Below are 20,664 nucleotides of genomic sequence, written 5' to 3' on the forward strand. Positions count from 1 at the left end.
ACGCCTACGATCGGTACGTGACCTTGCTGACCTCTGAGCGCTCCGGCGACCGGTCGATGGTCAGTCCCGGGCCCACGGTTGCCGCGCGCGACTGGTTCCACGACACCGATGCCAGGCGCGGCTGGATCGTCACCCTCGTCATCACCGCCGTCTGCGCGATCACGCGATTCACGATGCTGCGCTACCCCACCGACGCGGGGACCCCGGTCTTCGACGAAAAGCACTACGCCCCGCAGGGCTATCAGGTACTCACCGGCGGCGGGCTGGAGGACAATCCGGCGTACGGCCTGGTGGTGCATCCACCGGTCGGCAAACAGCTGATCGCCGTCGGAGAAGCGCTCTTCGGTTACAACGGGTGGGGTTGGCGTTTCTCGTCGGCCGTGGCCGGAACTCTGTTGGTGCTGTTGGTGATTCGAATCGTGCGACGCCTCGCACGGTCGACGCTGGTCGGTGCGATTGCCGGGATCCTCCTGATCGTCGACGGGGTCACCTTCGTCAGCAGCCGGATCGGCATGCTGGACATCTTTCTCGCGCTGTTCGTCACCGCGGCACTGGGCTGCTTGATCGTCGACCGCGACGACATGCGACAACGGTTGTCGAGAGTTCGTGACGAGGGCCGAATGGACGCGAGTGCGCTCGGTCCGCGAATGGGTGTGCGATGGTGGCGATTCGGAGCCGGCATCATGCTGGGGCTCGCCTGCGGCACCAAGTGGTCCGGCCTGTACTTCATTGCGTTCTTCGGATTGCTGAGTGTGGCATTCGATGTGGCCGCACGTCGCTCGTACGGCGTCGGGCGCCCCTGGCGGGGAACGGCATTGCGTGACATCGGGCCTGCGCTCTACGCCTTGGTCGTCGTTCCGATCGCGGTGTATCTGATGACCTGGTGGGCATGGCTGACCTCCGAGACGGGCGTCTACCGGCACGAGGTCGGCAGCGGCATCGGCGCCGGCGGGCCGTTCTCGTTCGTGCCCGAAGCCCTGCGGTCACTGTGGTACTACAGCGGCAGTGTGCTGCAATTCCATGAGGGACTGACCAATTCGGCCGGCAACCGGCATCCGTGGGAATCGAAGCCGTGGACGTGGCCGATGGGCCTTCGTCCGATGCTCTACTACTTCGCCGACGGCGAGAGCGTGTCCGGCTGCTCGGCGTCCTCGTGCGTGAAGGCGATCATGCTGATCGGCACGCCCGCGATGTGGTGGCTGGCGTTGCCGATGCTCGCCTGGGTGATCTGGTCGGTGTTCGTTCGGCGCGACTGGCGTTACGCAGCAGTGCTTGTCGGCTACTCCGCAGCACTGCTGCCCTGGTTCACCACACTGGACCGGCAGATGTACTACTTCTACGCGGTAGCGCTCGCCCCGTTCATGGTGATGGGCTTCGCGTTGGTGCTGGGCGACATCATCGGCAAGGCAACAGCGTCAGCGGAACGGCGAGGTACCGGGCTACTGCTGGTGGCCCTGTACCTCGCCGTGGTGATCGCGAATTTCGTCTGGCTGTGGCCGATCCTCACCGCGATGCCGATCACGCCGCAGATGTGGCAGAAACAACTGTGGTTACCGAGTTGGCGCTGACCGACGATTGCCGCTCGATACGGATCAGCGGAGAATTGCCGTCTTGCCTTTGGTGAGTCCGTCGATGCTGACGCGGCCGGCACCGAATGCGGCCAGCAGCAACGCGCCGACACCGAGGGCGACGACGAGCTCGTAGCCGTTGTCTGCGGCGAACACACCGTGCTCGAAGTGAACGAAGACAGCGGCACCGAGCATGTCGAGGAAGAGCAGCAGGCCGGCGATGGGGGTGAAGATGCCCAGCACCAGGGCACCGCCGCCGATGAGTTCTACGAATGTGGCGAAGTATGCGGACGCCGTGGGGAGCGGGACGTTCATCATCTCGAAGCTGGCCGCGGCACCGTCGAGACCGTAGGTGTTCAACTTCTGCCAGCCGTGAGCGATGAAGACGACTCCCAGACCGATGCGGGCTACGAGGGCGACGGCGTCGCGGACGAGGGTGGAGTTCATTGTGCATCCTTCTGACACGACTACATGGGCCGCACCACGATGTCAGAAGTATGTTGAAGCGTCAACTTAGTGGTCGTTCGCACCCCTGAGCGCTGATTCGAGGAACGATCGAGCCTGGTCGTCGTCCAGGCCGATGGAACGGACCGTCTTGACGAATTCCGTCGCCGCTCGGGCCGCGATATCGCGTGAGGGATCGCCGCCCGATGCGACGAAGGAACCCGATCGTCCGCGTGTCTCGATGACGCCTTGCTGCTCGAGCTCTCGGTATGTCTTCGCTACCGTGTTCGGAGCGATCTTCAGCTCCTCGGCAAGGCCACGAACCGTCGGAATCTTGGTACCGGCAATCAGATCTCCCGACCGCACCAGCCCGAGAATCTGCATCCTCAACTGCTCGAACACCGGTGTCGTGTTCGACGGATCGATATGAACGCGCACAGTCCGTGCCTCAACCGACCGCGTCGACAGCGTCGATGATGGACGTCGAACCGGACGTCAACATCAATGTCTTGTGTACTGCTCCACCGGTATCGAGCAGCTGCGCGATCACGGCGGCCACATCGGCACGCGTCACCTCACCCGATTCGAGAGGTGGCTCGGTGAGCGATACCGAGTTCGTGGGATCTTCGTCCGTCAATTTGCCCGGACGCAGAATGGTCCAGTCGAGACCGGACCTGGCCGAAACATTCTCTTCTGCAGCAGTTTTGGCGTTGATGTAGGCCTTCCAGCCATCGTCCAAGTCCTCTGCCACCGGCTCTCCCGCACCGAACGAGCTGATCAGCACGTAGCGGCGAACACCGGCCTTCTCGGCCGCGTCGGCCAGCAACACCGCGCCCGCGCGATCGACGGTGTCCTTGCGCTCCGGGCCGCTGTTGGGTCCGGCACCCGCCGCGAACACCACTCCGTCGGCACCGTCGAGAACGGCCGCCAACTCGTCGACGGACGCGGACTCGAGATCGATCACCTGCGGCAGCGCGCCGAGTGCTGTGACGGCATCGACGTGGTCGCCGTTGCGAATCAACGACACCGCACGATCTCCGTGCGCCGTGAGTACCTGCGTCAGATGCTGGGCGATCTGGCCGTGCCCACCTGCAATGACAATCCGCTTGTCGGTCATAACCACTCCCGTTCCTGGCCTGAATCTGTCGGCTTGGCTACCCGCGTGGCAAGATCGCAAACATGACCGTCCCTGGGGAGAGGAGCCTGCGGAACGACCCATCAGGCTCGGCAACCATCTACCACAATCCGCGGTGCAATACCTCGCGCACTGCGTTGAAATTGATCGAGGAAGCGGGCGTCACCCCGCGAGTGGTCCGATACCTCGAGTCACCGCCCACCGAGGACGAGCTCCGTACCTTGCTCGCCGACGCCGGTCTCGAACCCCGGCAGGCCGTTCGCACCCGCGAGAGCATCTACAAGGAATTGGGCCTCGGATCCGCAACCGACGATACGTTGATCGCCGCGATGATCGAGCATCCGATTCTCATCGAACGCCCGATTGTTGTGACCGAGAAGGGAACCGTTCTGGCGCGGCCCGCCGACAAGGTACACACAGTTCTCTGATCTTCGTGGCCTCGGTGAGCAGGTCGCGCAGGAAGGCAAGACCTGAAGTAATGTCGAGGTCGTGCCGATGCCCGAGTGGAACGTTCGTGAGCTGACTCCAGGCCAACTCTCCGAGCGCAGTGGCGTTGCCGTGTCTGCGCTCCACTTCTACGAGAAACAGGGGCTGATCACCAGCCGCCGAACCACGGGCAATCAGCGCAGGTTCCACCGCGAGACCTTGCGACGCGTGGCGTTCATCCGTATCTCACAGAAGGTCGGAATTCCGCTGGCCGAGATCCGGCAGGCACTGAGCGAGCTTCCGGACGAACGGACGCCGACGCGCGAGGACTGGGCCCGCCTCTCGACGCGGTGGCATCGCGAACTCGATTCTCGGATAGAACAATTGACCAGGCTGCGCGACAACCTGACCGGGTGTATCGGCTGCGGATGTCTATCTCTTGCCGGCTGTGCTCTGGCCAATCCACACGACGAGCTGTCTCATTCGGGTCCGGGTGCGCGCACGCTCGACGTCGATTTCGACGACCCCTCCACGCGACGCGGCACCAGCAACTTCGAAAATTGATCGTTGGCGCGCTGCAGCACGAACTCGTAGGGCGGCGCGAACTTGCGGGCCATCCAGTAACCGAACCTGATGTCGTTGGAGGAGTACACGAGGTACTTGCGCTTGGCGATTCCGGTGAGGATGGCATCGGCGACCACGGACGGTTCGACGGCACGCTTCTCGAATCGATGCTGCAACTTCTGTACACGCGGATCGTCCCGGTCGACGCCGGCAATCTGAAGTGTGTTCACCAGACCGGTTTTGACGCCGCCCGGAACGACAAGGCTGACGCCGATTCCATGGCGCTTGAGGTCGTATTTGAGTACCTCGGACACTCCGCGCAGGCCGTATTTGCTTGCGCTGTATGCAGCGTGCCACGGAAGAGGAATCAATCCGGCCGCGGACGAGACGTTGACCAGATGACCGCCGCGTCCGGCCTCGACCATGGGCGGCAGAAACTTCTCGATGATGTGAATCGGCCCCATGAGATTGACGTCGACCATCGACTTCCAGTGCCGGTGCTCGAGGTTCTCGACGGTTCCCCACGCCGAGATGCCGGCGATGTTCATCACGACGTCGAGGCTGCCGAACTCGGCATGGATGTCGTCCGCAAACGCGGTGACCGCCTCGAAATCGGACACATCGAAGGGCAGCGAGTGGCTGACGGTACCGCCCGCGCGACCGACCATGTCCACCGTATCGGCCAATCCTGGGCCGTTGATGTCGGTGAGGAAGAGCTCCGCACCCACCTCTGCGGCAGCGATGGCCGTCGCCCGACCGATTCCGCTGCCCGCGCCCGTGATCAACGTCTTTTTGCCGCGCAGATCGTATGTAGCCATCGAAGCCTGTATCCCCCACCGGTTGCCACGTTCAGTTCGATTTCGACCCTACGCGGTGACGACCGACAGGGTTGTCACAATCTTTGCGACATCTCGTCTCGGTAGTCGGCAATGGTGTGCTCGATACGCGCAGCGTCGTCGTCCGCACCGCGTTTGCGCGCGTCGTCCGCGCGCTGCTGCAAAGTGCCGATCGCTTTCCGCAGTTCGTTGTCCGACATTCTCGATTTCTGGGCAGTGTGTTCCATGTCACACAGTGTGCCCGGCGCGCAGAAGCCCGGCAAGCACTACCCGATCACGAAATTTTTCGGTACGAAACTTCTCAGACGGTGACGGATGCGGAAGTGATGTTCTCGCGCACGAAACTGGACAGACTCCGTGCTGCGAACTCACGGAAATAGGCGAGCTTGTCGGCGGGCACGAGCGATGGGAGCACGGTGTTCCATACCTTTTCCATCCGTGCGGGTGCGTCTTCGAGACGTGACTGCGCCTCGGACACCATCAAGACTCCGGCGAGCATCTCGCACACCAGCAATGCCGCGTTGCCCGCATCCAGGTGATCGGCAACGTCGCCGTGCTCGATCGCCCGCTCGAAAAGATGCTCGAAGATGTTTCCCCACGTGCCGAACACACTGCCACGCGCAGTGTCGGAACCGTCGATCTCCATCTGCAACCGGTACATGACTCGAACCAAAGGATCCGACGCCGCAAGCTCGAGCACGGAGTACGAGATTCCGATGACGGATTCGAGCGCCGGGCTACGACTGTCGACCAGGCCTGCACACGCGGTTGACACCCGCTCGTGGCCTTCGTCGACGATCGCGCGGGCCAACTCTTCCTTGGACGCGAAGTGGAAGTACAACGCCCCTTTGGTCACGCCGGACTGCGCGGAAACCTGACTGAGGGTGGCATTTGCGTGCCCCACCTCGAGAAAGAGATCTGCCGCGGCGCGTAGTGCTGCTGCGCGCGTTGCTTCTGCTCTGAGTTGTCTCACCATGTTGCTGCACCCCTGCTCTGTCGACCTTGCGATGACATCGACGCCCTGTCCACGCTGCCTGCCCGTCGACCGACGGCGTGAGAGCCGAATTGACGACGCCCAATCGGGCCGACTGCGTTCGACAATAGTAACCGGTTCGATGGTGACTTTGTGATTCGAAAGTGACTATTGCGTGAAGAAGGTTCCGTTTACAAAACTATTGAAATGAAAAGTTCCACTTCTCCAGATTTTGTAACGACTTCTACTTCCTCTTTGTATGCCCGAAAAATTAGCCCGGACGCCACACAGTCATCGACCTGAGCCCACACGTCCTCGACAGGGTCTGCCAAAGAACCACTCGGCGTGAATACTGCAAACACACCGGTCGGTATTGAAACGAACACATCCCCCGCATCGACGTCAGCAGGAGAATCGACCGAAACAGCGACGACTGCATTGACCGTGCCGTGCGGATCCGGCACGTAGACCGTGCTCACTTCGTTCGCGCCGATATGCTTCTCGCGCACACGATCTCGCAAGAATCGCATCCACTCGCTACCGCTGGATTCGGCACCGGCGTCCACTCTCGGCGCTACCAATCCACTGAACAGTTCCGCACTGCGCGCTGTCACTCGAAAGCTCACGACGAACCACCGGGCACCGTGATCGCCAGATAGAGATCGATTTTGTATGCGTGCGGATAGCACTCGTAATCGCCGGTGAACGATCGCACTATCTCACCCTGTTCCTCCGCATGATCGATCTGAGTCCACAGTCGAGTGAGAACCTCGGGGAAATACCCCACTGCAGAAAATCGTGCATATTTCGCGGCAGGGACTTTCGCGACGAGATGTCCTCGCGCAACTTGACCCAGCGAGGAACACAGATAACCGACTATCTGTGTGTTGTAAGAGCCGATACCGGGGGCGAAGTCGGTGTAAATGGAAGCCAACGGTCCCGACGTGTCCTGATTGAGCACCGCCGACCAGGCCTGATCCAAAGCGGGGTCGTTGAGCCTGCCCAGTGCCCGTTTGGGGCTGCGAACTGGAAGACCGGCAACCCACGTTTCGGGGAGGTCGACGATCTCGAACGACATTCGTACTCCCAAAGAGAAGTTGCAGGGGCAGATCCTGTGCTCGGAACCGGTCCGGTCGAGGATATCGCCCGTCAATCTACCGGCCCGACGGGCAGGTAGATCGTCGATCGATCAACCATACCGTCAGCCCGTTTCGACTGCTAACCAACTTCTGCACGCACAGCCGATGCTTCGGGCGCTCTCAGGTGTCGGGCCGCCAGTACCGCGACGACCAGCCCGAAGCCGCCGACACTCAGCCATGGCAGCAGGGCGATCGCGGACGCCGCGAAGGTGCCACCGACGAATCCGCCTGCAGCGATGGCGAGGTTGACCAGCGCGACGTTGAGTGTCGCGGCGAACCCCCCGCCCAGTGCCACAACCGCAGTGGTCACGATCGGAAGCGCGGCCATCTGCGCGGCACCCCACACCGCCAGCGCGGGAAACACCACCGCCGCGGAGCCACCGGACAGTGCGAGCGCGGCCACCGCGACCATCGCGATCACTGCCAGCACGGTCACCCAGAACGTATCGGCACGTCCTCCCAGGTAACCCCCGATGGCATTGCCCAGCAAGCCCGCTACGCCGAATACTCCCAGCCCCATCGAAATGCCGCCGGATCCCATTCCGGCCGACTGTTCGAGGTAGACCCCGAGGTAAGGAAAGAAGAAGTTGGACACGAGCAGAATTCCGACGGCCACTCCCAGTAAGCCGAGAACGCCGGGCACGGTGACCACCCGGAGTTGGTGCATGCCCCCACGTACTCCCGACCCCTCGATTCGACGCGGCAGAACGGTCCACAGACCCGCTGCCAGCACCGCTCCGAGCACGGCCAGCGCCACGAACACTGCACGCCAGCCAGCAACCCCGCCGAGATACGTACCGATCGGTGCCCCGAGGAACATCGCGCTCATCAGACCCCCGAAGACCAGAGATACGGCCTTTCCGCGCGCCTCAGGCGCAACGAAGGTGGTGACGGTACTGACGGCCACGCCGAGCGCGACCCCCTGCGTCGCCGCAGACGCGATGCGTCCGATCAGAAGCAGCGGCAGTCCGGGCGCTGCTGCCGCAACCAGATTCGCCGCCGCGAATACGAACAGAAGCGCGGTCAGCAGTGCGCGTGGATGACGGTGCGCCAGGGCGAGGCCCAGTGGGATGGCGAGAATTCCGACCGAGAGCGCATACAGAGTGACGGTGAGCCCGGCGGCACCGACGGTGGTGTCCAGATCCCGGGCCAGCTGAGGAACGAGTCCGATGGCCACGAACTCTGCTGTTCCGATCACGAATGCGACCGCGGCGAGCAACAGGACAGGGGGCGACAGCAGAGATCGCTGCTGCACATGGGCATACACGGTGGACGTCATGTCGACGACGCTAGAACCGAATCGGTATAGGATCAAAGACGAATTTGCAGTGCACTGTATAGACAAACGCTATAGGAGCCGGCGAATGAGTATCCGCCAGTACGAATACGCACTCGCCGTGGCCGAGGAGGGGTCGGTGACCGCGGCGGCCGAGAAGCTCCGCGTCGCTCAGCCGTCGATATCGCAACAGATCAGGTCGCTGGAGAAGGAACTCGGCGTGGAACTGTTCGTCAGGACTTCCCGCGGACTGAGCCTCACCGTTGCCGGACGCGCCTTCGTCAAGGAGGCATCGATCGCGGTGTCCGCCGCTCGCCGCGCTCGCGCTGCCGCAACGGCCTGCTCCGGCACGGTTGCCGGCGAGCTGGTCGTCGTCGTCGAGACCGGACTGGGGATGTGCCAACTCCCGCGAGCCATCGGAGAGTTGCGGCGACGGTATCCCCGCCTCGAGGTGACCCTGTACGAGGAGTCGGACCCCCAGGCCATCGACCGCTTGGTGCGCACCGGCGAGGCAGACCTGGTGCTGTCCAGCGACTACGGCCACTACGACCCCGACGCCACGGTCATCGGCGACGAATCGTATGTCGTCGTACTGTCCGAAGGACATCCGCTGTTGACCAGGAAAGTACTGACGCTGAAGGAACTGGCGTGTCAGCCGTGGGTTCGACTTCGACGGGGCAGTGCTCGCGACGACGTCATCACGCACGCACTTCGCTCGCACTCGTTGTCCGTATCGACGGTCGCGCGCGCATCCCAACTGGCCACTGCGGTCAAGCTGGCTTCGGAAGGTCTGGGCGTCACACTGATACCGGCCTCAGCCGTCCCACCGGGATACGGGCACCTTGCGCGCCCACTCGATCCGCCGGTGTCGCATGCCGTTCGCGCAAGCGTCCGCTCGCCCTCCGGTCCCGCCGAGTCTGCGTTGCTCGACTATCTGGGCCACGAGAATTGGTGCGGCCTCGACCTCGTCCACGCCTGAGACCGACAATTTCATCGCCCTGATTTTCGGACGAAACGGGCTTTGTAGATATTGCCCCACGGTTTATCGATAGCCGAACAATCGACGACTTATTACATTGCTGTTATTCACCGTCGAGCAACCGAGAATTCACTTCCCGGAGGCAGCCGCAAATCGATCTTCGCGAACGGCGGACAGATGCCGGTCGGGTGTATCGCTCGAGTCGGAATACGAAACCGGGAGAATGCGCGAATCGCATGTGGACAACATGCGCGTCAGCGGCCAATGAACAGTGTGCAGGATCATATCCGCGACCAACAAACGACGTAGCGACTTACCCGCCAGGCTGTGGAACGCCCAGGTCCGATAGGAACTGAGTACATAGTGGCGGTATTCGAGTGGCGGTGTGAGCAGTCGACGCCCCGATACCTCGACACACATCGTCTTGATCTGTGCGATGTGCAGCCCGACGCGGTAGAGGCACAGCGAAAGATCGATGTCCTCGTGCAGGTCGGTTCGCAAACTCACGCGGTGACGGGCCGCCTCCCAGGCAGAGCGACGAATGGCGAAGTTGTTGCCGGACGCTGCAGATACCCGCAGCTCATCGGGCTTTCGCTTGGTCGTGTACTTGACGAAGGCCCGGTAAGGAGCAGCCCAGGGCGAGTCGTAGAGAAAGATCGGTCCGGTCACCGCGGCGTAGTCCAGCCGTCGATCGAAGAAGTCCAGAATCGATTTCGCCCAGTCTGAGCCGACGTGGGTGTCGGCATCGATGCGTCCGATGATCGATCCGCTCGCGTGATCGAATCCGGCATTTCGTGCATGCACGACTCCCCGCTCGCACTCGGCCACGAGTTTCACCATCGGAAATCGACGTCGGCGGTCGAGCACGATTGCGGCGGTGTCATCGGTGGAGTTGTTGTCGACGACGATGATTTCGTGAATGTGTTCTTGCTGCTCGAGCAGTGCATCCAAGCATTCACCCAAGTGGGCGGACTCGTTGAATGCAGGAACAACGATCGAAAGAGTGTTCACCCGTGCCAACCCCTGACGAATTGTTTTGGCAATCGTGTGGCTCGATTCGATTGCAGAATTCGTTAGTCCCGAAATACGAGCCGCGGACGGATCTGATGCTACCTCACTATTGCTGGAAGATAATTCGTCGATTTATGCTTGATAAACAATATTAATTACGACTGAAGATCACCGAACATACTTCGATTCACCCGAATAACGATGAAACGGGTAATCAGCCGGTTCAACCGTAGTGAGCCGACTAATCGTTCAGGCTTCGGATTCGTCTCGCCGGACTGCCCACGTAGACCCCGTCGGGATCACAGTCCTTGGTCACCAGAGAGTCGGCACCGATGATGCAGCCCGAGCCGACGCGGACCCCCGGCATGATGACGGCACTGGAGCCCACCCAGGTTCCCGATCCGATCGTCACCGGTCTGCCCACCAAGCGCCCTGCCCGTCGAGTCGGAGCGCCCACCTCGTGCGTGCTGGTCAACACGCGTACATGATCGGAAAGGAAGACCCCGTCACCGATATCGATGTTCGCCACCGTGTCGAAGTAGCAGCCGTAATTGACGAATACACCGGCACCCAGACGAAGCACGCCTCGCCCCTGGACCATCTGACCGCCGTAGACGAGCGCCTGGGCACCTCCCCGCACACGCGCTCCCCGTAGCGCACGTCCGCGGAGAATCGCGGGCAGAAGCGGGCAGTTGGCCAACGCCACCACGGCCGACTGCCGCACCTGGAACACAGCCCAGAGGACGTCGTCGGCTACGTATCCTCGCCAACCGCGCATGAAGCAAAACCTTAGCTGTGCGCACTGAGCCGACCGAGCGGCACACGCCGATCGCAACAAGCGGCGGCTGATACGAAAACAGGCCCGATCGACAGTGTCGACCGGGCCTGTAATCCATTGCGGTGTGGAGCTGAGGGGAATCGAACCCCTGACCTTCTCGATGCGAACGAGACGCGCTACCAACTGCGCCACAGCCCCTTTGCCGTCATCGAGACCGGCTGGGTAACTCTAGCAAAGCCGTGTCGGACAGCTGCTACGCGCCCTGCGCCCGGCGCAAGTTCCGATCGTCGTCACGGCTGGCCTGGAACGGCTCGTCGTAGTGGTCGAGATGTTCGAACTCGGGATCCTCGTCGTCGATCTCGAGCACAACTGCACCGGGTCGACGCAGTCGCTGCGGGACGAGCTCGAGCTCTTCGTCGGTCTCCGACTCCACCCCGAGCCGGGACCGACCCATTCGGGTGAGCCGACGCCGGCGCACCTCCTCCTCGATCTGCACCTGCCTACGCAGGTAGTACAGGTATCCGACGAGGACTGCGACGGACAGACCGCACAGCCACCAGATCGTCGGAGAAATGATGAACGCCAATGCGGCTGTGGTGATCGCGGCGAAAACCAGACCCAGTACGGCGCGCTGCCGGAAGGCATACCGCGCAGCGCGGGCGATCGCGTCCGCCTCGGGATCGAAACCGCCGCGGCCGCGTCGGCGAGGCACGAAGTCGTCGTCGACGACGCCGGGCTCGTGCGCGGCTGATCTCTCGCGCGCTCGTTCCTGAACCGGTGCGTCGCGTTCGAGATCGTTCTCTGCTGCGTGAGTGTCCATCGGGTCCTCCGCGGTACCGGGTAGATCGGGTGAGTCGATACGAACAGTCGCCAGTGTCGGGCCGAAGATCTCACGGGCAGGCGCGGAGACTCGAAGGTCGTCCTCCGGCCGCCAGTCAGGATCGCTGCGGTGGCCGGTCGCTGGGCCGCGCTGCTTTCGCTTGGTGCCACCCCGATGCAGCACGCGCGTGGCGAGCGCCGCGTCCGTGGTCTGCATGACCTGGGGACGCTTGGTCATCAGCATGGGAAGAAGAACGAAGAGCCAGACGGCCACGAGACCGATCCAGATGATCGAGTTCGGCATCGGCGATGTTCTCCTCCCTTGGGCAACGGCGACAGTCGTGACGACATCAGGCTATGGGGAGGAGGTGCAAGAACCACGCAGACGCGCCGACCCGAATTACACTCCTGTCACTTTGACAACAGGAGCGCCATCTTCTCGGGCGAAATCAGGCCCATGCGGCCCGTCCCGAACGAACCAATCGATCGACGACAGTTCCCTGTACTTCACCGGAGGTGATGGCCACGAGCTTGTGATCGCGCCATTCACCGTCGACGTCGAGGTACTTGTAGAGCAGACCTTCTTCGCGGAACCCGACATTGCGCAGCACGGCCTGGCTGGCGAGGTTTTCCGGTCGCACCGTCGCTTCGACGCGATGGAGTCCGACGGGGCCGAAGCAGTGGTCGAGTCCGAGCGCGAGTGCTGCCGTAGCGACGCCCTTACCGTTGACGTCCTTGGACACCCAGTAGCCGATCCATGCGGACCGCAATGCGCCGCGAACGATGTTTCCGGTGGTGATCTGACCACAGAATTCGCCGTCGACCTCGATGACCATGGGCAGCATGTGCCCTTTGCGAGCCTCGGACTTGAGGCCCGAACACAGGGTGGGCCAGGACGAGATGTGATGCCGTGAATTCCAGCTGCCCTCGCCGCTGGGTTCCCAGGGCTCGAGGTGCGCGCGATCTTCGGTGCGAATCCGGCTCCAGGCTGCCGCGTCTCGCATCCGTACCGGGCGTACCGTCACGGTTCCGCCGGCCACTCTCACAGGACCTAATTTCGCCGGCCAACCTGGGTGGCTCGACCACGTTCGCGGCATCCGTCGATGGTATGCGCTACGCGCAGTGGCGTGGTTATGTGCCCTCCGCGGCGCTTGAACGTGCCACTGGCGTCAGCCACGTTGAGCGAGGAACGAGACCTTCACTTCTTCGCCGGTGCGGATTTCGGTGACCTCGGGATCGATGACGACCAGGCAGTTTGCCTCGGCGAGGGTCGCGAGGAGATGCGACGACGACCCCGGCGCGCCCCCGAGCGCCTGAACCAGATACTCGCCCGTGCCCTCGTCGCGCATGAGTTGGCCCCGAAGAAATCCTTTGCGGTCCTCGATCGAGGTGATCGGCGCTACGGTTCGCGCCGTGACGGTCCGACGCATCGGCTGTCGTCGACCGAGCGCGATGCGAATCAACGGACGCACCATCACCTCGAACACCACCAGCGCACTGACGGGGTTCGCCGGCAGCAAGAAGGTGGGTACTTCGTCGCGTCCGAGTTGGCCGAACCCCTGCACCGACCCGGGGTGCATGGCGACTCGTTCGACCTCCATGTCGCCGAGCTCACCGAGAGCTTCTCGCACACCGTCCGACGCGCCGCCGCCCACTGCACCGGCGATGACGACGATCTCGGATCGGATCAATTGGCCCTCGACCACCTCGCGCAGACGCTTGGGATCGGTACTGACGATCCCGACGCGGTTGACGTCGGCTCCGGCGTCGCGCGCTGCGGCGGCGAGTGCGTAGGAGTTGACGTCGTACACCTGTCCGGGCCCGGGGGTCCGATCGGTGTCGACCAGTTCACCGCCCACGGAGATCACCGACAGCCGGGGACGCGGATGCACCAGCACCTTGTCGCGGCCGACCGCTGCGAGCAATCCGACCTGAGCGGCACCGATGATCGTGCCTGCGCGGACCGCCACGTCACCGGGCTGTACGTCGTCGCCGATCTTGCGGACGTAGTCACCCGAGCGCACCGGACGGAACACTTTGACGCGGGCTCGACCGCTGTCGGTGCGATCCAGCGGCAGCACCGCATCGGCCAGGGTGGGCAGTGGCGCGCCGGTGTCGACTCGTACTGCCTGGCGCGGTTGCAACCGGATGGGTTGACGTGATCCGGCCGAGACCTCGCCGACGACGGGCAGGGTCAGGTCGATGCGCTCGTCTTCCTCGTTACGCAGATCCGTACCGGCGGCTGCCACATCCACGCTGCGCACTGCGTAGCCGTCGATCGCCGCCTGATCGAAACCGGGAAGAGGACGCTCGGTGACCACTTCCTCGGCACACAGCAGGCCCTGTGCTTCCGAGATGGCGACCCGAACAGGCCGTGGAGCCACCGCCGCGGCGGTCACTCTGGTCTGCTGATCTTCGACCGAGCGCATCTGGCCCTTCCTCTATGGCATCGACCCGCGATGCTATTCGTACGTTGTCAGTTCCGGTGCCCAGCTGTCGCTCAAGCGTTCGTTCAGCCATTCGCGCAGCGCCGGACCGTAGTCGTCACGTTGTAGAGCAAAGTCAACCGCAGCGCGCAGGTATCCCCCGGGATTTCCGAGGTCGTGTCTCGATCCACGGTGCACCACCACGTGCACGGGATGGCCTTCTTCGATGAGAAGCGCGATGGCATCGGTGAGCTGCAGCTCGCCGCCGGCACCGGGCTTTATCCGTCGCAGAGCGTCGAAGATCGCGCGGTCGAGCAGGTACCGGCCCGCTGCAGCCAGGTTGGACGGGGCGTCCTCCTGCTTGGGCTTTTCGACCATACCGGTGACCTTGAGGACGTTCGGGTTGACCGCGTCGGGCACGATCTCGACTGAGAAGACGCCGTAGGAGGAAACCTTGTCGTCTGGAACCTCGATGGCACACAGCACCGAGCCGCCGCGCTTGGCGCGCACGCGAGCCATGACGTCGAGCACACCCCGCGGCATCACCAGATCGTCGGGAAGAAGAACTGCGACCGAATCCTCGTCGTCGTCGAGGGCTTCTTCGGCACAGGCGACGGCATGCCCCAGTCCGAGAGGTTCGTGCTGGATGACCGACTGCACGTCGAGGAGTTTGGGGGCGACGCGCACCTTTTCGAGCATTTCGAGCTTGCCGCTCGCTTCGAGCTTCTTTTCCAGAACGAGGTCCTCGACGAAGTGGGCGACGACACCGTCCTTGCCGGGTGAGGTGACGATGACCAACCGCTGTGCACCGGAATCCGCCGCTTCTCCGGCGACGAGTTCGATACCTGGTGTGTCGACGACCGGAAGCAGTTCCTTCGGAACGGTTTTCGTGGCCGGCAGGAACCGGGTGCCCATGCCTGCGGCAGGAACGATGGCCGTGCGGAAATGCACAGGCGTGGCGGCGGTCGTCGCGGTAACGGCTTCTGTCATGGTGCTCACCCTATCCATGGTTTCTGGTGATCTGCTCGCCGTGTGCTGCGTTCTACCTCCGAGTGCATATCGTTGATCGACTGCACACGAAGGGTGAGTGAACCGTTGTGAACGTTCCCGAATTCTCGGAGAACACGCCCAAGGATCGGTGGCGGGCGCATGTCCTCGCCGAACGCCGACTGCTCGACGATGCGCAGCGCGCGGTGGAGTCCTCCGCACTCTGCCATGTCGTGGCCGAGTTGGCGGCCGAACACCCGTCGGTGGCCGCGTACGTGCCGGTCGGCCGGGAGCCGGGTTCGATCGAGATGCTCGACGCGATGGCCGCGGCCGGCTCGACAGTCTTGCTTCCGAGTGCGCACGAGCCGGGACCGCTGCGCTGGGTGACGTACTCCGGGAGCGAATCGCTGGTGGCCGCACCCTTCAGCCTGCTCGAACCGTCCGGACCGGTCCTCGATCCCGATGCTGTGTCGGCCTGTTCGCTGGTGCTGATTCCGGCGCTGGCAGTCGATCGGCGTGGCGTCAGACTCGGACGCGGCGCGGGGTTCTACGACCGAACACTCGACCTGTGCGGACCCGACGCGATGCTGGTCGCGGTGGTGCGCGACAGCGAAGTGGTGGATCGACTACCGGACGAGCCACACGACCGAAGGGTGACGCACGCGTTGACCCCCGGCGGCGGACTCGTACGCTTGGGTACGGAATAACGTTCCGATTCGATTGGTTGGCACTCCTGACTGTAGAGTGCTAATGCTCTCCCAGTTTCGACGAACAGATAAGACACCGGCGGTGTTCGGCCTCGGCTCGCAGAGCAGCCAATCTCCTCGGTGACCAGCGCGGAGGAATCACGATGCCCACTTACTCATACGCATGCACCGAGTGCGACAACCGCTTCGACATCGTCCAGTCCTTCACCGACGACACGTTGACGGTGTGCCCGGCATGCTCCGGCAAGCTTCGAAAGCTGTTCAATTCCGTCGGCATCGTCTTCAAGGGCAGCGGCTTCTACCGCACCGACAGTCGCGGTGGCTCGAGCACCTCGAGCGAGGGCGCAGGCGAGAAGAAGTCCGATGCCGCCGCCGCGAAGTCGGATTCGAAGTCCGAGTCCAAGTCCGACTCCAAGCCGGCCGAAAAGAAATCTTCCGATTCGTCGTCGTCGAGCTCCTCGTCTTCGTCGTCCACCACGAAAGCTGCTGCAAGCCAGTAGATTTCCGCTTCATCCACAGGCCGGGCCGTTATCCACAGCCCGGCCTTTTCGGCGTTCGAAGTGCCCTCGTCGGCGATAGCGTTCCAGCATGACCGCTCGTAAGAACCGACTCGACTCGACTCTGCTCGATCGCATCACCCTGCGGCCGGCGTGGGTCGGCTCCCCGAAGTTCCGGCGGGTGGCGGCAGGCGCATTGGTGGCACTTGCAGCAGTCTTGTTCGTCGACGACGCCGCCGGCGACGACCGAGTCGAAGTGATCACCGCAGGACGCGATCTGACACCCGGGACGGTGCTCACCCCAGCCGATGTGGTCGTCAGCGACTGGGATTCAGCCAGTGTTCCCGAGGGCGCACTGATCGATACGGGTGCGGTGGACGGCCAGACGCTCACCGGGCCGGTACGAGCGGGCGAATTGCTCACCGACGTACGCCTACTCGGATCTCGGACCGCCACGACGGCACTGGGCACCGAGGCACGCGTCGTACCGGTGCATCTCGCGGACGCCGGAGTGAGTGACCTGTTGCGTGAAGGTGATCAGGTCGACGTGTTGACCGTCGAGGTACAGGAAGACCCGAACGCCGTCCCCGCCGCCCGGGTGCTGGCATCTGGTGCCGTGGTCGTACTCGTCTCCGCCGACGCCGGGGGCAGCAGACAGCGAGATCGCGTGGTGCTGCTGGCGTTACCGACCGACGATGCGACGACGGTGGCCGCCGCGTCGTTGGTCAGCGCGCTCACCGTCACGCTGCACTAACGTTTCTCGAGACAGAACAAACCGAACGTTGGGAGAAGGGCTCATGCTCAAGGGCTTCAAGGACTTTTTACTGCGCGGCAACGTCGTGGATCTCGCAGTCGCGGTCGTCGTCGGTGCAGCATTCACGGCCATCGTCACCGCATTCACCACCAACATCATCAACCCCCTCGTCGCCGCCCTCGGTGGCAGCAACGAATACGGGTTCGGCTTCAACATCACGTCGTCCCCGGAATCGTTCGTCAATGTCGGCGCGGTCATCACAGCGATCATCAACTTCATCATCATCGCGGCGGTTGTCTACTTCGTGCTGATCCTGCCGGTGAACACCGCGAAGAAGCGCTTCGTCAGCCAGCCGGAGAAGGAACTGAGCGACGTCGACGTGCTGGTGCAGATTCGCGACATCCTCGCGGGCGGAACCGCAGCGGGACAGAAACTTTCGACGGCCGCCGACACCACCGGCGGTAGCGGAGAAGCAATCGATTCCTCCTCCCCCGACCTCGGGAAGCACTCGAAGGACTGACATCTCTCGCCCGCTCGTGGCGGACCCCGATCGAATGAATGTGCCAGTCACGCACTCTGAGTGCGTGACTGGCACATTCATTCGTTGGTGGGGTCGTGATGGAACTGGCTGAGAGGGCTGTCAGGCGCTCAGTTGGAGAACGTCGACAGCGGAAGCGCGTCGAGGGTGATCGTCGTGCCGTCCGTCTCGCATGCAGACTTCACTGCTGCACCGTTGTCGACGAAGGCCTTACCGGATTCGCTGTCGGTGGTCGAGAGTTCGAGTGTGTCCGCCGGCAGTCCATCGCTGAAGGTCGTCAGCGAGCTCGCGACATCGCCTGATGCGGTGCCGGGCAACGCTTTCAGCTTGTCGACTGCGGCCTGCTTGTCTGCAGTCCACTTGTCGATGTTCTCTGCTGATCCTGGTCCCGCTGCAACCAGTCCCACGAAGGCGTTGTGGTCGGTGGCGAAGGTGTTGCAGACGTCGATGTTCTCGCCGGAGGCCGCTGGCTCGTCGCTGCTACAACCGGCGGCGAGGCCGAGAGCAAGGATCGCTCCCGCGGCGACGACTGTGAAACGGGCTTTCGAGTGCATCTTCGGTTCAGTGCCTCTCTGTATACGTCGAACTACTTCTGTGCAGAACATAGTTCAGGCCCGTACGGAGTGATCCGTACGGGCCTGAACTTGTCTCGAATTTCAGCAGGTGACGTTACGTCACCGAGCTACAACCGATTCGGAAATCAGTTGAGGCGAACCGGGACGCCGTAGGTGATGGCCGTGTCGCCCGTTGCGCTGGTCAGCGAAACGTACGGACGGATGGTGACGTTGCCCAGGATGCCGGTGGCGGTGCCGTGCAGGTTCGCGACCTGGATGGATCCGCTGGTGCCTGCTGCGTCACCCTCGGAAGAGGTGATGTCGGCCTCTTCGTTCTTGAGTGCATATGCGCTCTCGGACTGGACGACGCCGGGGCCGTTGGTCAGTGCGATGGTGCCGGTGGCCTGCGGGATCAACTGAACGCCGACGTCGAGGCCGCTGGTGGAGGTGCCCTTGCCGCCGAGATCGACAGTCGGTCCGGCCAGAAGCTCTCCGGTAACCGGGTCGGTCGGCCCTACGAGCGGGATGTTCCCCGTAACCGAGGACTCGTTACCCGAGCCGAGGTTGAACTCTGCCGAAGGCGAGGACCAAGAGACCTCGACGCCACCGTTGAGGCTCAGCGGGTAGCCGATCTGGTAGCCGATCTTGAGGGTGCCCTCGAAGTCGTCGGCCGTGGGGCCCTGGACATCCCAGCTGGCCCGACCGTTGGCGAACCACTCGCGGGTGAGCGGGTTGCCGTCGAGCGGAGCAACACCGTTGATGAAGGTGTCGGACAGCGTCACCGTGACGGTGTTGCCGTCGCCGTCGACGATCGAGTTGGAGCTGTCGACAGCGGCGGAAGCGGTTCCGGTACCGAGCACCAGGCCGACTACCGAAGCGCTGGCAGCAACTGCGACGCTCATGGACTTGAGTCCCCGGCTGCGCCGCGACTTCTGGATCTCCGTCATTTATTCCTCATCATGTTCAGTCCCAGCGCGGTGTCGCACGGGGAAGCTTGTGGCTTTCACCCTCGAACTAGATCGCACGCAACGGTGTGTGCGAGCCCGAGCCGGATGGAGCCGTGAAGGCCACATCCTCGTTCAACAGTTCCGAGATGAAGGGCGCGGCACCGGTTGGTCCCACGCCCTGATCCTTGGAAGCTGAGGGGAACATTAGAGGAGATGCCTGACCGTGACAATCCCTACGATCGGCCGCCAAACGTTGCCGACTCGTGATGTGTTTCGACGGCGTGAACAACTTTCACAGCAGTGTTAGCGATAACCCAAGTCACAGCATCTCTCGGAGGCGTCGAACTGTTACATCCGCCTCATTCGGATAAACCGACCCTGATGTGGGAATACTCCGGCTGAGGCTTGTCCTGATCGGCCGAATAGTCCGGTCTGCTCGACGTCCGCTACGCCCGTTTTGGGCCTTGCCGTCCGAAGCTACCAACGGGTAGCTCGCTAACGCTAGGTAAACGAGTAACTAACAGACCTGTCATTCCTGCCAAGAAAATGTGTCGTGGATCACATCAAAAGTAATGAGGTGGTCGCTGCTGCTTCAACCATTCGTCCGACTGCGAATCGCTCGACTCCGCATCCGGACCGTCGTGTCGCTCGTCCCCAGTCGTCTCGGGGAGTACTTCGCCGAAGATGCGAGCGAGCCGGGCCCGTTCTGCTCGGGCCCGGCTCGCTTGGTCTTCGGCCGATCGATCGTCGTTCGGCTCGTTCATCGGCGTCGCTACGCGTCCAGCCCCGACAGCTCGGCTATGACCTGGCTCGCCAGCGGCGTCAGCGTGGCCATGCCGTCGCGAATAGCTGCCCGCGACGACGCCAGGTTGACCACCAGGGTGCTGCCGGACACCCCGACCAAGCCTCTCGACAGGCCCGCGTCCAGCGAGCCTGCTGCCAGACCCGACGAACGCAGCGCCTCGCTGATACCCGGAATCTCACGATCGAGCACCTCGGCGGTGACATCGGGGGTCACGTCGCGCGGCGAGACGCCCGTGCCGCCGATCGACACCACCAGATCGACTCCACCGATCACCGCTGTGTTGAGGGCATTTCGCACGTCTACTTCGTCGGCAGTCACTGCGACAACGCCGTCGACGAGAAACCCTGCCTCGGTCAACAGTTCGGTGACGAGAGGTCCCGTCGAATCCTTCTCGGTGCTGTGCGCAGTCCGGTCATCCACGATGACGACCAACGCGCGCCCTGCCAGTGGTGCGTCGAGTTCCATACCGCTCACCGTAGTAGTAAGGCCTCCACCCGGCTC

Annotated in this window: 26 protein-coding genes and 1 tRNA gene; 8 read left to right on the forward strand and 19 right to left on the reverse strand. The window is 63.0% G+C overall.

Translation table 11 applies throughout. The annotated features are described in order from the left end of the window. Nucleotides 1-56: 56 nt before the first annotated feature. A complete protein-coding gene (locus CH305_RS01950) occupies nt 57-1,568 on the forward strand; it encodes a dolichyl-phosphate-mannose--protein mannosyltransferase (protein WP_094702397.1) in 1,512 nt (503 codons plus the stop codon). A 24-nt stretch (nt 1,569-1,592) separates the two neighbouring features. Here the strand turns inward: CH305_RS01950 and CH305_RS01955 are convergent, their stop codons facing one another. The 3 genes from CH305_RS01955 to CH305_RS01965 form a co-directional block, all read right to left on the reverse strand. After that, nucleotides 1,593-2,015 (reverse strand): DoxX family protein, encoded by a 423-nt coding sequence (locus tag CH305_RS01955; protein WP_032377283.1) that lies wholly within the window; start codon nt 2,013-2,015, stop codon nt 1,593-1,595. 66 nt (nt 2,016-2,081) lie between these two features. Further along, nucleotides 2,082-2,450, reverse strand: coding sequence for a GntR family transcriptional regulator (locus CH305_RS01960; RefSeq protein ID WP_032404298.1), 369 nt, complete (start codon nt 2,448-2,450; stop codon nt 2,082-2,084). Between the two features lie 10 nt (nt 2,451-2,460). After that, nucleotides 2,461-3,129 (reverse strand): SDR family oxidoreductase, encoded by a 669-nt coding sequence (locus CH305_RS01965; RefSeq protein ID WP_032404299.1) that lies wholly within the window; start codon nt 3,127-3,129, stop codon nt 2,461-2,463. A gap of 62 nt (nt 3,130-3,191) precedes the next feature. On the opposite strand from CH305_RS01965, the gene arsC reads away from it, so the two are divergent. Both arsC and soxR read left to right on the forward strand, forming a co-directional pair. Continuing rightward, the gene (gene arsC / locus CH305_RS01970; RefSeq protein ID WP_094702336.1) at nt 3,192-3,575 is read left to right on the forward strand and encodes an arsenate reductase (glutaredoxin); all 384 of its coding nucleotides are present in this window, start codon (nt 3,192-3,194) and stop codon (nt 3,573-3,575) included. 61 nt (nt 3,576-3,636) lie between these two features. Beyond that, the gene (gene soxR / locus CH305_RS01975) at nt 3,637-4,137 is read left to right on the forward strand and encodes a redox-sensitive transcriptional activator SoxR (RefSeq protein ID WP_080730484.1); all 501 of its coding nucleotides are present in this window, start codon (nt 3,637-3,639) and stop codon (nt 4,135-4,137) included. On the opposite strand, the gene CH305_RS01980 is transcribed toward soxR, so the two are convergent. From CH305_RS01980 to CH305_RS02000, 6 genes are all read right to left on the reverse strand, one after another. Then, nucleotides 4,053-4,955 carry an SDR family oxidoreductase gene (locus CH305_RS01980; protein ID WP_094702338.1) on the reverse strand — a complete coding sequence of 301 codons (903 nt, stop codon included), beginning with the start codon at nt 4,953-4,955 and terminating at the stop codon, nt 4,053-4,055. The genes soxR and CH305_RS01980 overlap by 85 nt on opposite strands. A gap of 74 nt (nt 4,956-5,029) precedes the next feature. Then, on the reverse strand, nt 5,030-5,200 hold the full coding sequence (locus CH305_RS28880; protein WP_165430185.1) for a hypothetical protein: 171 nt from the start codon (nt 5,198-5,200) through the stop codon (nt 5,030-5,032). Nucleotides 5,201-5,274: 74 nt separating this feature from the next. Continuing rightward, nucleotides 5,275-5,949 carry a ScbR family autoregulator-binding transcription factor gene (locus tag CH305_RS01985; RefSeq protein WP_032404301.1) on the reverse strand — a complete coding sequence of 225 codons (675 nt, stop codon included), beginning with the start codon at nt 5,947-5,949 and terminating at the stop codon, nt 5,275-5,277. Nucleotides 5,950-6,137: 188 nt separating this feature from the next. Beyond that, nucleotides 6,138-6,572, reverse strand: a complete 435-nt coding sequence (locus CH305_RS01990) for an effector binding domain-containing protein (protein WP_242640307.1) — start codon at nt 6,570-6,572, stop codon at nt 6,138-6,140. Then, entirely contained in the window at nt 6,569-7,024 is a 456-nt protein-coding gene (locus CH305_RS01995; protein ID WP_032377291.1) for a GyrI-like domain-containing protein, read from the reverse strand. The genes CH305_RS01990 and CH305_RS01995 overlap by 4 nt, the downstream gene beginning before the upstream one ends. A 140-nt stretch (nt 7,025-7,164) precedes the next feature. Further along, the gene (locus CH305_RS02000; protein WP_094702340.1) at nt 7,165-8,364 is read right to left on the reverse strand and encodes an MFS transporter; all 1,200 of its coding nucleotides are present in this window, start codon (nt 8,362-8,364) and stop codon (nt 7,165-7,167) included. An 85-nt stretch (nt 8,365-8,449) separates the two neighbouring features. On the opposite strand from CH305_RS02000, the gene CH305_RS02005 reads away from it, so the two are divergent. Further along, nucleotides 8,450-9,340 (forward strand): LysR family transcriptional regulator, encoded by an 891-nt coding sequence (locus tag CH305_RS02005; RefSeq protein WP_094702342.1) that lies wholly within the window; start codon nt 8,450-8,452, stop codon nt 9,338-9,340. 129 nt (nt 9,341-9,469) lie between these two features. Here CH305_RS02005 and CH305_RS02010 read toward each other — a convergent pair whose 3' ends face one another. The 7 genes from CH305_RS02010 to CH305_RS02040 all read right to left on the reverse strand — a co-directional run bounded on the left by CH305_RS02010 (nt 9,470) and on the right by CH305_RS02040 (nt 15,364). Then, the gene (locus tag CH305_RS02010) at nt 9,470-10,351 is read right to left on the reverse strand and encodes a glycosyltransferase family 2 protein (protein ID WP_179278148.1); all 882 of its coding nucleotides are present in this window, start codon (nt 10,349-10,351) and stop codon (nt 9,470-9,472) included. 241 nt (nt 10,352-10,592) lie between these two features. Further along, the gene (locus CH305_RS02015; protein ID WP_052058785.1) at nt 10,593-11,129 is read right to left on the reverse strand and encodes a DapH/DapD/GlmU-related protein; all 537 of its coding nucleotides are present in this window, start codon (nt 11,127-11,129) and stop codon (nt 10,593-10,595) included. A 125-nt stretch (nt 11,130-11,254) separates the two neighbouring features. Then, a tRNA-Ala gene (locus CH305_RS02020) sits at nt 11,255-11,327 on the reverse strand. Between the two features lie 55 nt (nt 11,328-11,382). Further along, nucleotides 11,383-12,252, reverse strand: a complete 870-nt coding sequence (glpR, locus tag CH305_RS02025; RefSeq protein WP_094702346.1) for a gephyrin-like molybdotransferase receptor GlpR — start codon at nt 12,250-12,252, stop codon at nt 11,383-11,385. Nucleotides 12,253-12,397: 145 nt separating this feature from the next. Next, complete coding sequence (locus tag CH305_RS02030; protein ID WP_032404305.1) at nt 12,398-13,045, reverse strand: GNAT family N-acetyltransferase; 648 nt, start codon at nt 13,043-13,045, stop codon at nt 12,398-12,400. Between the two features lie 72 nt (nt 13,046-13,117). Beyond that, entirely contained in the window at nt 13,118-14,377 is a 1,260-nt protein-coding gene (gene glp / locus CH305_RS02035) for a gephyrin-like molybdotransferase Glp (RefSeq protein WP_032377296.1), read from the reverse strand. Nucleotides 14,378-14,410: 33 nt separating this feature from the next. Then, nucleotides 14,411-15,364: a UTP--glucose-1-phosphate uridylyltransferase gene (locus CH305_RS02040; protein WP_032377297.1), complete on the reverse strand. Its 954-nt coding sequence runs from the start codon at nt 15,362-15,364 to the stop codon at nt 14,411-14,413. A gap of 107 nt (nt 15,365-15,471) precedes the next feature. Between CH305_RS02040 and CH305_RS02045 the strand changes: the two genes are divergently transcribed. From CH305_RS02045 to mscL, 4 genes are all read left to right on the forward strand, one after another. Continuing rightward, on the forward strand, nt 15,472-16,068 hold the full coding sequence (locus CH305_RS02045) for a 5-formyltetrahydrofolate cyclo-ligase (RefSeq protein ID WP_094702348.1): 597 nt from the start codon (nt 15,472-15,474) through the stop codon (nt 16,066-16,068). A gap of 143 nt (nt 16,069-16,211) precedes the next feature. Then, nucleotides 16,212-16,568 (forward strand): FmdB family zinc ribbon protein, encoded by a 357-nt coding sequence (locus CH305_RS02050; protein ID WP_032377299.1) that lies wholly within the window; start codon nt 16,212-16,214, stop codon nt 16,566-16,568. A gap of 88 nt (nt 16,569-16,656) precedes the next feature. Beyond that, complete coding sequence (locus tag CH305_RS02055) at nt 16,657-17,319, forward strand: SAF domain-containing protein (protein ID WP_032404307.1); 663 nt, start codon at nt 16,657-16,659, stop codon at nt 17,317-17,319. Nucleotides 17,320-17,362: 43 nt separating this feature from the next. Continuing rightward, the gene (gene mscL / locus CH305_RS02060; RefSeq protein ID WP_094608298.1) at nt 17,363-17,839 is read left to right on the forward strand and encodes a large conductance mechanosensitive channel protein MscL; all 477 of its coding nucleotides are present in this window, start codon (nt 17,363-17,365) and stop codon (nt 17,837-17,839) included. Nucleotides 17,840-17,967: 128 nt separating this feature from the next. On the opposite strand, the gene CH305_RS02065 is transcribed toward mscL, so the two are convergent. The 3 genes from CH305_RS02065 to CH305_RS02080 form a co-directional block, all read right to left on the reverse strand. Next, nucleotides 17,968-18,411 (reverse strand): hypothetical protein, encoded by a 444-nt coding sequence (locus tag CH305_RS02065; protein ID WP_094702350.1) that lies wholly within the window; start codon nt 18,409-18,411, stop codon nt 17,968-17,970. Between the two features lie 146 nt (nt 18,412-18,557). Further along, entirely contained in the window at nt 18,558-19,358 is an 801-nt protein-coding gene (locus CH305_RS02070; protein ID WP_094608301.1) for an MspA family porin, read from the reverse strand. A gap of 772 nt (nt 19,359-20,130) precedes the next feature. Further along, a complete protein-coding gene (locus tag CH305_RS02080) occupies nt 20,131-20,628 on the reverse strand; it encodes a molybdenum cofactor biosynthesis protein B (RefSeq protein ID WP_032377304.1) in 498 nt (165 codons plus the stop codon). Between the last annotated feature and the right edge of the window lie 36 nt (nt 20,629-20,664).

It is taken from the genome of Rhodococcus sp. 15-649-2-2 (genome assembly GCF_002258645.1).
GTDB lineage: Bacteria > Actinomycetota > Actinomycetes > Mycobacteriales > Mycobacteriaceae > Rhodococcoides.

Coding starts and splice junctions, on each gene's coding strand:
- glpR (WP_094702346.1), bottom strand. CDS start 12,252: ATGCCGAACTCGATCATCTGGATCGGTCTCGTGGCCGTCTGGCTCTTC.
- CH305_RS01980 (WP_094702338.1), bottom strand. CDS start 4,955: ATGGCTACATACGATCTGCGCGGCAAAAAGACGTTGATCACGGGCGCG.
- CH305_RS02000 (WP_094702340.1), bottom strand. CDS start 8,364: ATGACGTCCACCGTGTATGCCCATGTGCAGCAGCGATCTCTGCTGTCG.
- CH305_RS01995 (WP_032377291.1), bottom strand. CDS start 7,024: ATGTCGTTCGAGATCGTCGACCTCCCCGAAACGTGGGTTGCCGGTCTT.
- arsC (WP_094702336.1), top strand. CDS start 3,192: ATGACCGTCCCTGGGGAGAGGAGCCTGCGGAACGACCCATCAGGCTCG.
- CH305_RS02005 (WP_094702342.1), top strand. CDS start 8,450: ATGAGTATCCGCCAGTACGAATACGCACTCGCCGTGGCCGAGGAGGGG.
- CH305_RS01955 (WP_032377283.1), bottom strand. CDS start 2,015: ATGAACTCCACCCTCGTCCGCGACGCCGTCGCCCTCGTAGCCCGCATC.
- CH305_RS02050 (WP_032377299.1), top strand. CDS start 16,212: ATGCCCACTTACTCATACGCATGCACCGAGTGCGACAACCGCTTCGAC.
- glp (WP_032377296.1), bottom strand. CDS start 14,377: ATGCGCTCGGTCGAAGATCAGCAGACCAGAGTGACCGCCGCGGCGGTG.
- CH305_RS02070 (WP_094608301.1), bottom strand. CDS start 19,358: ATGACGGAGATCCAGAAGTCGCGGCGCAGCCGGGGACTCAAGTCCATG.
- CH305_RS01985 (WP_032404301.1), bottom strand. CDS start 5,949: ATGGTGAGACAACTCAGAGCAGAAGCAACGCGCGCAGCAGCACTACGC.
- CH305_RS02040 (WP_032377297.1), bottom strand. CDS start 15,364: ATGACAGAAGCCGTTACCGCGACGACCGCCGCCACGCCTGTGCATTTC.
- CH305_RS01950 (WP_094702397.1), top strand. CDS start 57: ATGGTCAGTCCCGGGCCCACGGTTGCCGCGCGCGACTGGTTCCACGAC.
- CH305_RS02030 (WP_032404305.1), bottom strand. CDS start 13,045: ATGCCGCGAACGTGGTCGAGCCACCCAGGTTGGCCGGCGAAATTAGGT.
- mscL (WP_094608298.1), top strand. CDS start 17,363: ATGCTCAAGGGCTTCAAGGACTTTTTACTGCGCGGCAACGTCGTGGAT.
- CH305_RS02055 (WP_032404307.1), top strand. CDS start 16,657: ATGACCGCTCGTAAGAACCGACTCGACTCGACTCTGCTCGATCGCATC.
- CH305_RS01965 (WP_032404299.1), bottom strand. CDS start 3,129: ATGACCGACAAGCGGATTGTCATTGCAGGTGGGCACGGCCAGATCGCC.
- CH305_RS02015 (WP_052058785.1), bottom strand. CDS start 11,129: ATGCGCGGTTGGCGAGGATACGTAGCCGACGACGTCCTCTGGGCTGTG.
- CH305_RS02080 (WP_032377304.1), bottom strand. CDS start 20,628: ATGGAACTCGACGCACCACTGGCAGGGCGCGCGTTGGTCGTCATCGTG.
- CH305_RS28880 (WP_165430185.1), bottom strand. CDS start 5,200: ATGGAACACACTGCCCAGAAATCGAGAATGTCGGACAACGAACTGCGG.
- CH305_RS02065 (WP_094702350.1), bottom strand. CDS start 18,411: ATGCACTCGAAAGCCCGTTTCACAGTCGTCGCCGCGGGAGCGATCCTT.